Consider the following 11929-nt stretch of genomic DNA (forward strand, 5'->3'; position numbering starts at 1 on the left):
ATTTTAGTAATGATCAAAAGGGGGACTAACTAAGATGAACAGTACAAGTCTAATCGCTCCAAAAGTATATAATCTCGTTTGGGAAATTGAAAAATTTGCTTCAACTGATAAAGTGGCGTTAAAGTGGGTTGACCTAAATGGAGAATCCCATCAGTTAACATATAAGGAGCTTTATAATAAAGTTCACCAATATGCTTTTACTTTTAAAAATTGTGGCATCGAAAAAGGGGACAAACTTTTTGTCATGATGCCAAGATGTATTGAGACTTATGTAGTTTATTTAGCTATTTTAAAAATTGGATGTGTTGTAATCCCAGGATCTGAAATGTTAACAGTTAAGGATATACAATACCGTCTTGAACATAGTGAAGTAAAAGCGATTGTATCGCATGATGAATATATAGGTACTTTTAGCGATATTGCTAAAACTGGAAAATATAAATTATTTACCATTCATAATCAACAAACCGTGTGGACTTCATTGAATGACCAAGCAATTAGTGGAGCACATGTATTAACTGTGGAAACAAAAAGTGATGACTTAGCGTTTATTTCATATACGTCAGGAACGACTGGCAATCCTAAAGGTGTTGTACACACTCACAGTTGGGGGTATGCTCATATTCGTACAGTTGCTTCGAATTGGCTAGATGTGACTGAAGATGATACTGTATGGGCGACAGCAGGGCCAGGATGGCAAAAGTGGATATGGAGTCCATTTTTAGCGACATTAGGCAGCGGGGCAACAGGGTTCTTTTATGAAGGGAAATTTGATGCAGGTACTTTCCTAACATTGCTAAAGGAGCAAAATATAACAGTATTTTGTAGTACGCCAACCGAATACCGATTTATGGCAAAGGTTGAAAATCTAGATCAATATCAATTACCAACATTAAGAAGTGCTGTATCAGCAGGAGAGCCTTTAAATCAAGAAGTAATCCGTACATTCAAAAAGCATTTCAATGTTGATGTAAGAGATGGTTATGGACAAACTGAAAATACATTATTAATCGGAACGATGAAGGATATTAAAGCAAAAGTAGGTTCAATGGGTATCCCAACGCCAGGAAACTTAGTTGAAATCGTGGATGATGAAGGAAATCCAATAGGGGTTAATGAAGTGGGGCATATTGCAGTACATTTAAGCTCTCCAGCATTATTTAAACATTATTATAATGATATGGAACGTACAAAAGCACAAAGAAAAGGTGATTATTATTTAACGGGAGACCGAGCTAAGAAAGATGAAGATGGCTACTATTGGTTTGATGGACGTAGTGACGACATTATTATTAGTTCTGGTTATACAATTGGTCCTTTTGAAATAGAAGATGCATTAGTACAACATAAGCTTGTAAAAGAATGTGCCGTTGTAGCTAGTCCAGATCCATTACGTGGTAATGTAGTTAAAGCATTTGTAGTTTTAACTGAAAATGCTTCAAATCAAGAAGACTTGGTAACTGAACTACAGGAACACGTGAAAAAAATTACTGCTCCATATAAATATCCACGTAAAATTGAATTTGTCCAAGAGCTACCAAAAACAACTTCTGGTAAAATTCGCCGAGTAGAATTACGTGCGATGGAACAATTACGTGAATCGAATTAAATACTTATGTTAAAATGAGGGAAAATTCCCTCTTTTTTTGATTTTAGGACAATTATCTTACAAAATAATAAACGAAATAGCTTTTATTTAATGAACGGATGGTGGAATGAAATGAAGAAGCTTTGGCATAATGGTTTATTTTATACGATGGAAAGTGAAGGGGAAACGGTAGACTCAATCATTACTGAAGGTGAACAAATTTTAAAAACAGGAACATATGAAGCTTTACTTTCTTTTTTAGAAGGTGAACAATTTGAGAAAATTAATTGTAACGGAAAAATCGGTTTTCCAGGTTTTATTGATAGTCATTTACATTTAATTGGTCATGGTGAAGCGATGAATCGTGTAGATTTGTCAAAGTGTCAATCATATGACGAGATGCTTGATCGAATGAAAAAAGTTGTAAAAGACGCGCACCCAAATGAGTGGATTGTTGGTGAAGGATGGAATGAAAACGAATGGGCATCAAAAGCAGTATTCTGCATTGACGATTTAAATAGTTTAACAAGCACAAATCCACTTGTATTAAAAAGAACTTGTAGACATGTCTACTTTGTAAATTCTATTGCACTTAGTCATGCAACAATAAATGAACATATGCAAATCGAAGGAGGACAAATTGGCTGCTTTGAGGATGGTCGTTTAAACGGATTATTGTATGATGAAGCTGTCAATTTAATCATTAAAGCGATGCCGGCACCTGACGATCTGTATTTGTCAAAAGCAATCATTTCCGCTATTAAAGATTGTTACCAATACGGTATTGTTGGAGCGGTAACAGAGGATTTATCCTATTATGGTAACGCAAATCTAGTGATCGATTTATATGAGCAATTGTTAAATGAAGTACCATTTCATACTCATGTTTTAATTCATCATACGACTTTGGATGAAGTCAAAGGAAGATTACATAAAGGTAATAAGAATGTATCATTTGGAGGCGTAAAAGCATTTATTGATGGTTCATTTGGTGGTCGCACTGCACTATTAGAAAATCCCTATGACGACGATCAAAGCATAACAGGATTACAAGTGACTTCTCCAGAAAAATTAGAAGTAATTACGAAAAAAGCGCGTGAAAATGGACTGCCAATAGCATTTCATATGATTGGAGATCTAGCCGTAAAGCAAGCCATTGATGTTGTTAAAAAATATCCTAATCAGACTCAGCTACCAGATCGATTTATACATTGTGCACTTTTATCTCCAAAATTAGTTGAGGAAATGAAAGAATTAAACATCGTTGTAGATGTGCAAACCTCATTTATATATGCCGATTATCCGTGGCTAGTTGATCGTATTGGTCAAAGCCGAAATGAATATGCATATTTAATTAAATCACTGTTAAATGAATCAATCGCTATAGCAAATGGTTCAGATACACCGATTGACACAATTAATCCGTGGCAAGGTATATATACAGCGGTTACTCGAAAAGCAAAGGACCAGATAGCATATAATATCGAGGAAGCAATTAGCCTATATGAGGCAATTAAACTTTATACGATTGATAGTGCGGCTTCGTTTCGCCAAGAAGACTATAGAGGTCTCATAAAAGAAGGGTATTCTGCTGACTTTATTTTATTTGATGAAAATCCATTTGAGTTAGAAAAAGATGATTTACTGCATGTAAAATGTAGTGAAACTATTTGCAGAGGAAATATTGTCTATAAAAGACATGGTTAAGTTAAGGAAAGGACAAGCAGGGTTGTCCTAGAAGATGATTGTTATCACAAAAAAATTTAAATTTATTAACGAAGTTCAAAAAGTATTTGTAGTATTCAATATGGTTATCTTATATTTCACTACTTGAAAAGAATGGTATGTAATTTTACCATTCTTTTTGTTTATCCAGAAGTTGGTTTGCCCATACTGATACAAAAAAGGGTGGTTTCTTGCTTTACATATACTCTATTCTAATTTTTATTGCAATCGTAGTTTTACTGTTAATCATATTCGTACTTTTTATAAATATGAAAGTCAATATATTATCCGTTTATACAAATGAAGAACGATTTATGAATATTAAACTGTCTATCTTGAATAACTTATTTCATTTCGCCTTTACGATTCCTTTAAAGAGACCGAAAGAGGTAAAAGAGGACGTATCAGATTTAGAGAAAAAAAGGGATTTGTCTGTCCTACAACAAATTGATTTTTTCATAAATTTATACTCCAACGGACATACTATCATTACAAAATTTTTAAACACTGTACAAATTTACAATTTAACTTATCATATTCATTTCGGTGTCGGAAATTCTGCTTTAACAGGGATATCTATTGGAACAGCATACAGTGCGATCGGAATTTTTGAAAACTTATTAAAGAAATTTACGATATTACATCATCCGCCAACTATAGATATTACGCCGAACTATTATACATCCGTAATGGAAACTACTGGTAAGATACGGTTTTCATTTTCGGTACGAAAGGCAGTCTTTGCGGGATTATTATTACTTAAAGCATATTTGAAAACTAGAAAAGACTTTAAAGCAACACATCCAATCGAAACTAATTAGAGGTGATTAACAATGAGTCAACATCCTATTGGAGACTTAATGCACGCGGCAATGGAAAATTTATCAGCAATGATTAATGTTAATACAATTATTGGTGATCCAATTTCAACACCAGATGGAAGTTTAATCTTAACTGTATCAAAAGTAGGGGTTGGCTTTGCAGCTGGTGGAAGTGAATTTCGAAATTACCATTTAGTAGATGGTGTTAAAGAAGCAGAAGTAAGAAGTCCACATCCATTTGGAGGAGGTACAGGTGGAGGTGCATCAATTACTCCGATTGCATTTTTAATTGTTGGTAAAGATGGTGTTAAACTACTTCACCTAGATCAAAATACACATTTAATTGAAAAGCTAATGGATTTAACGCCACAAGCGTTAGAGAAAGTAAAAAAATATATGAAGAAAAAAGATGATTCAGATAAACACGAGGAAGATTTTGATTCAGATTTAGATTAAATATAAAATTTAAGTAAAGTTAATTGCATTCAAGGTTTCCTTCCAGTAAGATAAATGTTGTGAACATTTTGTAATTTTGGGAGGAAATATCATGGCATCTGTAACATTTAAAAACAATCCAGTAACTCTTATTGGACAAGAAGTAAAAGTAGGAGAAAAAGCTCCAAGCTTTACTGTATTAGCAAATGATTTAAGCCCTGTAACTTTAGAGGCTTCAGCTGGTAAAGTACGCTTAATTAGCGCAGTACCTTCTGTAGACACTGGAGTTTGTGATGCACAAACTCGTCGTTTTAACGAAGAATTATCAAACGTAGAAAACGTTGAAGTTTTAACAATTTCAATGGACTTACCATTCGCACAAAAAAGATGGTGTGCAGCAAGTGGTTTAGAAAATGTACATACATACTCTGATCACCGTGATGCATCTTTTGGTGAAGCATTTGGTGTTTTAATGCAAGAATTACGTTTATTAGCACGTGCAGTATTCGTAGTAGATTCAAATGACGTTGTTACTTACGTTGAGTATGTAGCTGAAGGTACAACTCATCCAAACTATGAAGCAGCAATCGAAGCTGTAAAAGCTGCAAAATAATAACAATAACTCTATTAAGAGGTAAAAGGCTGTCGAGTAAAACTCGGCAGTTTTTTTTGCATTAAAAAAGACATTCACAAATATGAATGCCCCAGGGTGTATAAAATTACAAAAAACTTGAGTATCAGACTGTTGCCAAGATCATTTACCTAAAGATACTGATTTCTCAGTACAACGTTCCATAGCCGAAATAATAGATGAGCGGAAGCCTTGTTTTTCTAATTCGGCAATCGCTTCTATTGTTGCACCCCCTGGTGTGCAAACTTGGTCCTTTAATTCTCCAGGATGTAATTCAGTTTCAAGTACCATCTTTGCTGCACCTAAAACTGCTTGGGCAGCTAACTTATATGCTTGGTCACGCTTTATACCTTGTAATACAGCTCCGTCTGCTAGAGCTTCGATCATTAAGTATACATAAGCTGGAGAAGATCCACTAACTGCAGGAATCGCATCCATTAATTTTTCATTTACTAATTCGCATTTTCCGAAGCTATTGAAAATTTCCATTACTTCACTTAACTCTTCATTGGTAACAATTTGATTATGACAAAGTGCACTCATGCCTTCTCTAACTAACGAAGGAGTATTTGGCATCGTTCTAACGATTTTAACCTCTTTACCGAATGATTTCTCAACACCTTCTAAAGTAATTCCAGCGGCAATCGTAATGATCACAGTTTTACTTGAAACAACTTCTTTAATTTCTTCAATAATAGTTGGATATAAATCAGGTTTAACTGCCAAAAACAAATAATCAACCTGCCTTGCTAAATCGATATTACTATTTAATGTTTGAACATTATATAAATCTCTCACTTTTACAAGTGTTTCATTAGACCTTGCACTTACATAAATTTGATTTTTTTCAATTACATTCGAATCAATTAACCCACCAATCATAGCCTGGGCCATTTTACCGCAACCAATAAAACCAATCTTTTTGTTCATTCGTTCTCACATCCATTATATTTAATAAATTGAATTATACAGGAGGGGTTAAATATTACCAAATAATACATTATTAAAAAAATATAATGTATGGATATCCACAAGGAATTATTTTTTGTAAAATAGAAATTGTAAAGAAAATTGACTCTTTATTTTGGGGGTATTATGAAACAAATTTTAAAAGAATCAAATCATAAAACGACAATTGAGATTATACAACAACTTATTCAAACATATGGTGGAACTTCATTAACACATTTAGGATTACTTGGAGATAAAAAAGTATTTCTTTCAGAAGATCAAAAATCTGCATTTGTTTACCGTAAACAAAGGAATAAATTAGTTGTTCTATGTGATCCAATTGGTGAGATTTCTTTTGAAAAAATAAAGGAGTTTGAAAATTATTCAAGGAGTATAAAATGTATTCCGTGCTTTTATCAAATAGATGAAAACTCAAAAATGTTGTATGAAAAAGCTGGCTATCGATTGTTAAAATTAGGCGAAGAAGCAATAGTTGAACTAGAAAATTTCGAAATTGCAGGTAAAAAAGGAGCAAAACTAAGAACAAAAAGGAATAAATTCATTCGACAAGGATATCAATTTGAAGTATCTATGCCTGGACATTCTATAGGTCTACTTCAAGAGCTAAAAGATGTTTCGGATGTATGGTTAAACGGAAGGAAAGAGTTATCTTTTTCAGTTGGTTCATTTCATTTTGATTATGTTTCAAATTTTCCGATAGGGATCTTAAGGGATAAAAATGGTCAAGTTATTGCTTTTGCAACATTACCGATTCAAGGTGAAAATATAACAATCGATTTAATGAGATATTTAAAAGAATTACCATATGGAACGATGGATATGCTTTTTGTTTCAATTATGTTTTGGGCTAAAGAAAATGGATTTAAAAGCTGCAGCCTTGGAATGGCGCCTTTAGCAAATGTCGGCCTAGATTCAAAATCAACAATCATTGAAAAATCTGCAAAGATAATCTTTAAATATGGTAACTCAATTTATAACTTCAAAGGATTATTAACTTTTAAAAGCAAATTTGCGAATAAATGGGAATCAAAGTACTTAGCATACAAACCATATACATTACTATCGGTTATCACAAGCTTATATCGCCTAGTTCATGGAACAAAATCTTTGAACTATATTACTCGATTTAAGAAGCCGTTAGAAAAGAAAGTGAAAATTAGTTAAATTGAAGACCTCTATATAAGAGGGCTTTCTAATTTTCGGAAGAAAAAATTTTCTAATTTGTTTTAACTTGTATTTTATATAAAAACAAATTACTTGAGAACATATTAAAAAAACAATGAAGTTTTTGTTGGAATCCTATTGATTTAGTATCTATTTGATAAAGTTAAGATGATATCTTTAGATTAAACTTATTTTTGAAGAAAATGATTGGAACGAAAGGGTGCTCGACTCCTATGGGAGAAGCGGGAAGGCTGAGACCCCACAGGCAACGCCGAGGAGGCTCAGGTCTCGCCCCATGGAAAGCGAGCACCCTGTAGTGGAAATCAATAAGACATTACTTATTTAATTGATAAATTATTTTTTCAACAGCATGAAGACCTCTATTAAAGAGGTCTTTGTTTGTGTTTATTTAAAATGTCCTGAAAATTAAAAAGAAATTAAAAACTACATAAAAAGTTCAAAATGTATTAAATAAAAGTAAACATTCATCAATTAAAATTAAATTAACAGTACTGGATTAAAATTGATTAAAAAAACCAAATACTTTCTAATAGAAGAAATTTATTAAAGTGGACACGTTTAGAAGCCAAACGTATAATGAAACACAATGACTGTTCTATTATGAAAGTGAGGAATGAAATATGGTAAAAGAGAATTCAGTGGAATTTTTATTTAATTACATAGATGAATCGACAGAATGTTTAAAAGATAATTTAGAAATTTCTTATTTAGAGGCATTAATTGAAACGGGTGAAAATTTCTTTGAAGGGGAAGTTTTGCAAGAAGAAATTAATGGTTCACAAAAAGACAAGCTTATGAATACAATTCATCAATTTACATCGGCTTCAAAAGATAATGAGAGTATTCGTAGAGCATTTCAATTAGCAATATTAAAAGGTATGAAGCAAGGGGTACAAACAAACCATGAAATGACTCCAGATGGTATTGCTTTTATTATTACTTATTTAGTTGGAAAGCTTACTGAGGGAAAACAAAATTTAACTATTTTAGATCCAGCAATTGGTACTGGAAATCTTTTATTAACAATTTTAAATTCTTCAAAGGATAAATTTACTGATTCTGTTGGAATAGATGTAGACGACATTCTTGTTAGAATCGCATTTGTTATTGGCAACTTACTAGGACATGAAATTGAACTATTTAATCAAGACAGTTTAGCGTCTTTATTTGTAGATCCTGTTGATCTTGTTGTTTGTGATCTACCAATTGGTTTTTATCCAAATGCTGAACGTGCCAAAGAGTATACTTTAAAAGCAAAAGAAGGCATGTCTTATGCTCATCATTTATTTATTGAGCAAAGTATGAACTACTTAAAATCTGGAGGATTTTTCATCTCGCTAGTTCCAAATCACTTATTTACTTCAGAGCAATCTGCACAATTACAGAGTTATATTAATGAAACAGGTGTTATTCAAGGATTGATACAGTTGCCAGTATCTGCCTTTAAGGACGAAAGACATCAAAAAAGTATATTAATAATCCGCAAAAATGCAGAAAATATGAAGAAGCCAAAACAGGCTTTATTAGTTGATTTCCCTAAGTTATCGAATATGAAAGCAGTTGAAGATATTATGCTTCAAATGAACGAATGGTTTAAAGAAAATTTACAATAATTGAACTTTTAAACACGTAAACTAATTTGTGTTATAATAATTTCAGCTAAAAAAATATAACAGTTTCATGTTTAAAGGAGATGTAAAAACATGGCAAATATTCTTGCTATTAATGCAGGTTCATCGTCATTAAAATTTCAATTAATTGAAATGCCTAGCGAAAAAGTACTTACAATTGGTTTAGTAGAACGTATCGGTTTAAAAGATAGTGTTTTTGTAATTTCTGTAAACGGGGAAAAAGTTAAAGAAGTAACTGATATTGCTGATCATTCTGTTGCAGTAAAAATGCTTCTTGAAAAGCTAACAGGTTTAGGAATTATTTCTTCATTCGATGAAATTCATGGAGTTGGACATCGTGTAGTTCACGGTGGAGAACTATTTACAGATTCTGCTTTAATTACTGAAGAAGTTGAACAGCAAATTGATCAACTTTCAGATTTAGCACCACTTCATAACCCAGCTAACCTAGTTGGTATTCGTGCATTTAAAGAATTATTACCAAATGTTCCTGCAGTAGCTGTATTTGATACTGCATTCCATCAAACAATGCCTGAAGAGTCTTACTTATATAGCTTACCTTATGAGTACTATAAACAATTTGGTATTCGTAAATATGGATTCCACGGTACATCACATAAGTATGTAACTGAAAGAGCTGCTGAATTAATTGGCAAACCGCTTGAAGAATTAAGACTTATTTCATGTCACTTAGGAAATGGTGCAAGTATTGCTGCCGTTGATGGTGGAAAATCAATTGATACTTCAATGGGATTCACTCCACTTGCAGGTGTAACAATGGGAACTCGCTCAGGTAACTTAGACCCAGCTTTAATACCATTTATTATGGAAAAAACGGGTAAAACAGCTGAGGAAGTACTTGATGTTTTAAATAAAGAAAGCGGTATGCTTGGAATCTCTGGATTCTCAAGTGACTTACGTGATATTGAGAGTGCAGCTGAAGAAGGCAATAAACGTGCGAAGATTGCTCAAAGTGTATTCATAAACCGTATCCACAAATATTTAGGTTCTTACGCTGCTCGTATGAAGGGCGTAGATGCGATTATTTTCACTGCTGGTATTGGTGAAAATGGTCCAGAAATTCGTCAAGCCGTTTTAGAAGGTCTTGAATTTATGGGTGTTTATTTTGACCCAAGTAAAAATAACTTTAGAGGAAAAGAAGCCTTCATTAGCTTTGATCACTCTCCAGTTAAAGTAATCGTTATTCCTACTAACGAAGAAGTTGTAATCGCAAGAGATGTAGTACGAGTTGGAATGAAATAATCTATTAGTAAACATAAACGTAGAGCATACAAAAATAGATGACCTCATATTCTTAAATTGAGATCACTTTTTGGCTCTACGTTTTTTTATATTCGAGGTGATAGTATGGATCAAATGAAAGAGTATAATCTATGGCTTGAACTTAACGATTTGATTGAAAAGAAACAACAACAGCAAAATTTAAATAAATTAGAACTGATGTATCAAAATGCTTCTAATTTTCTCCTCAAAAAAATACCTCAGGGCTATTCGAATACTTTTAATGAATTTTTTTCAACTGCTTTTTTCCACACTCAATCTTTAATACAAACAACAAAACAGTTTCAAGAAAAGAAATTAGATATTCTTAATCGAGCACAAATTTTAAGAAGTGATATTAAGATAATAAGCGATTTAAGAAAGTTACCATTAAGACAATTGAATTTCTTAGCTGAGCAAGAAATATCGAAAGCATTAATTATCTCAAGTGTTCAAGGTGGAATAAGTGGAACTAGTTCAAAGCTTGCTTTATTTGGTGATTTACCGGCATTAATATTTATTAATCTTAAAACGGTACAAGAAATAGCCCTTTGTTATGGATATGATGTAAGTATTCCAAAAGAGATGGAATGCAGCTTAAAAGTATTACAAGGTGCAATCCTCCCATCAACTGAAAAATATGTTGTTTGGAGTAATCTAATGAAAGATATTTTAAAGCATGATGATTCTGACGTATTTGCAACCTGGGAAAATGAATTTAAGGAAGAAGGGGTTTATTACACGGTCATATTACAAATGTGCAAGTTATTAATGATCCATTTATTGCGGAAGAAGGTATTAGGTGGTATTCCATTATTAGGAGTTACTGTTGGGGCAAAATGGAATGAATCTTTTACAAAAAACGTATTAGAATATACAAAGAAATTTTATCAATATCGTATATTATCAGAACGGGTTAACCAGGAACCAAAAGATTAAAAAATCAATTATAGAAGCTAACAATTAACTGTAAGATTTTGAGTGTAGAATGAGTGAAAACCGAAATACCCTTAATCTCCATTGGGCAATTTACTCTTAGCTCATTGAATACCCGTTTGGTTGTAAACGAGTATGTGGTATGCTAAAAGAAAACCATTCAAGGAGACAATTATGAAGCCTACATCAAGTTTTCAACTGGAACAATCCGTCGGGAAGTTACGAAAAGTGATTGACCAACTAAACAAGCAAATTAAAGAAGCATCATCCGAAAAAGTTGCCAATGAAACCATCCGACTTAAAGAGGAACTGAAAACAATCGGAGACACGCTTTTACAAATTCAAAAACGCGAAAATGAATAAGCATAATCATAGCGGTACCAAAAAAAGCTAACAAATTTATTGTTAGCTTCTTCAGAGTGTTGAAATATATTGTAGTCAATATTGAAAAATACTAACATTAAATGAATTTCTATGAAAAAATAAAATATTTATTATTGTTTTATCTGTTATCTTATTGATAAAGAAATGATATTGGTTGATATATATATGTTTTAACTTACTTTCAAAAATTAAAATATTTTCTTTTTTGACGATCAATATTTTGTAAAGATGTGTAAGTCGTCATCATAAGTTACAATTTGATTAGTAAAGGATAATTCATTATTTCAATTGACTAGTCTATTGTTTTTAAGATTATTATTTTTTTATAAAGAAACTTGAT

At 32.4% G+C, this 11929-nt stretch carries 11 protein-coding genes; 10 read left to right on the plus strand and 1 reads right to left on the minus strand.

All coding sequences use genetic code 11. The features are described 5' to 3' along the window. Nucleotides 1–34 precede the first annotated feature (34 nt). The 5 genes from mbcS (at nt 35) to tpx (ending at nt 5182) form a co-directional block, all read left to right on the plus strand. Nucleotides 35–1609, plus strand: coding sequence for an acyl-CoA synthetase MbcS (mbcS, locus tag EP747_RS19775; RefSeq protein WP_129691792.1), 1575 nt, complete (start codon nt 35–37; stop codon nt 1607–1609). 111 nt (nt 1610–1720) lie between these two features. Beyond that, the gene (locus tag EP747_RS19780; protein ID WP_165347171.1) at nt 1721–3295 is read left to right on the plus strand and encodes an amidohydrolase; all 1575 of its coding nucleotides are present in this window, start codon (nt 1721–1723) and stop codon (nt 3293–3295) included. A 209-nt stretch (nt 3296–3504) separates the two neighbouring features. Beyond that, nucleotides 3505–4134, plus strand: coding sequence for a DUF2953 domain-containing protein (locus EP747_RS19785; RefSeq protein WP_129691794.1), 630 nt, complete (start codon nt 3505–3507; stop codon nt 4132–4134). A 12-nt stretch (nt 4135–4146) separates the two neighbouring features. Continuing rightward, nucleotides 4147–4590: a GerW family sporulation protein gene (ytfJ, locus tag EP747_RS19790; RefSeq protein ID WP_129691795.1), complete on the plus strand. Its 444-nt coding sequence runs from the start codon at nt 4147–4149 to the stop codon at nt 4588–4590. A gap of 91 nt (nt 4591–4681) precedes the next feature. After that, the gene (tpx, locus tag EP747_RS19795) at nt 4682–5182 is read left to right on the plus strand and encodes a thiol peroxidase (RefSeq protein ID WP_129691796.1); all 501 of its coding nucleotides are present in this window, start codon (nt 4682–4684) and stop codon (nt 5180–5182) included. A gap of 141 nt (nt 5183–5323) precedes the next feature. Here the strand turns inward: tpx and proC are convergent, their stop codons facing one another. Beyond that, the gene (proC, locus tag EP747_RS19800; protein WP_129691797.1) at nt 5324–6130 is read right to left on the minus strand and encodes a pyrroline-5-carboxylate reductase; all 807 of its coding nucleotides are present in this window, start codon (nt 6128–6130) and stop codon (nt 5324–5326) included. A 165-nt stretch (nt 6131–6295) separates the two neighbouring features. Between proC and EP747_RS19805 the strand changes: the two genes are divergently transcribed. From EP747_RS19805 to EP747_RS19825, 5 genes are all read left to right on the plus strand, one after another. Beyond that, the gene (locus EP747_RS19805; protein ID WP_129691798.1) at nt 6296–7336 is read left to right on the plus strand and encodes a phosphatidylglycerol lysyltransferase domain-containing protein; all 1041 of its coding nucleotides are present in this window, start codon (nt 6296–6298) and stop codon (nt 7334–7336) included. Between the two features lie 641 nt (nt 7337–7977). After that, entirely contained in the window at nt 7978–8970 is a 993-nt protein-coding gene (locus EP747_RS19810; protein ID WP_129691799.1) for a class I SAM-dependent methyltransferase, read from the plus strand. Nucleotides 8971–9060: 90 nt separating this feature from the next. After that, a complete protein-coding gene (locus EP747_RS19815) occupies nt 9061–10251 on the plus strand; it encodes an acetate kinase (protein ID WP_129691800.1) in 1191 nt (396 codons plus the stop codon). A gap of 105 nt (nt 10252–10356) precedes the next feature. Continuing rightward, complete coding sequence (locus EP747_RS19820; RefSeq protein ID WP_129691801.1) at nt 10357–11208, plus strand: EcsC family protein; 852 nt, start codon at nt 10357–10359, stop codon at nt 11206–11208. Nucleotides 11209–11379: 171 nt separating this feature from the next. Further along, on the plus strand, nt 11380–11568 hold the full coding sequence (locus tag EP747_RS19825; protein ID WP_056472195.1) for a hypothetical protein: 189 nt from the start codon (nt 11380–11382) through the stop codon (nt 11566–11568). The last annotated feature ends 361 nt before the right edge of the window (nt 11569–11929 follow it).

It is taken from the genome of Gottfriedia acidiceleris, from assembly GCF_004138285.1.
Classification (GTDB): Bacteria; Bacillota; Bacilli; order Bacillales; family Bacillaceae_G; genus Gottfriedia; species Gottfriedia acidiceleris_A.

Bases quoted from the DNA above. Each gene is read 5' to 3' on its own strand.
- ytfJ (WP_129691795.1), top strand. From the start codon at position 4,147: ATGAGTCAACATCCTATTGGAGACTTAATGCACGCGGCAATGGAAAAT.
- EP747_RS19820 (WP_129691801.1), top strand. From the start codon at position 10,357: ATGGATCAAATGAAAGAGTATAATCTATGGCTTGAACTTAACGATTTG.
- EP747_RS19780 (WP_165347171.1), top strand. From the start codon at position 1,721: ATGAAGAAGCTTTGGCATAATGGTTTATTTTATACGATGGAAAGTGAA.
- proC (WP_129691797.1), bottom strand. From the start codon at position 6,130: ATGAACAAAAAGATTGGTTTTATTGGTTGCGGTAAAATGGCCCAGGCT.
- mbcS (WP_129691792.1), top strand. From the start codon at position 35: ATGAACAGTACAAGTCTAATCGCTCCAAAAGTATATAATCTCGTTTGG.
- EP747_RS19825 (WP_056472195.1), top strand. From the start codon at position 11,380: ATGAAGCCTACATCAAGTTTTCAACTGGAACAATCCGTCGGGAAGTTA.
- EP747_RS19815 (WP_129691800.1), top strand. From the start codon at position 9,061: ATGGCAAATATTCTTGCTATTAATGCAGGTTCATCGTCATTAAAATTT.
- EP747_RS19805 (WP_129691798.1), top strand. From the start codon at position 6,296: ATGAAACAAATTTTAAAAGAATCAAATCATAAAACGACAATTGAGATT.
- EP747_RS19810 (WP_129691799.1), top strand. From the start codon at position 7,978: ATGGTAAAAGAGAATTCAGTGGAATTTTTATTTAATTACATAGATGAA.
- tpx (WP_129691796.1), top strand. From the start codon at position 4,682: ATGGCATCTGTAACATTTAAAAACAATCCAGTAACTCTTATTGGACAA.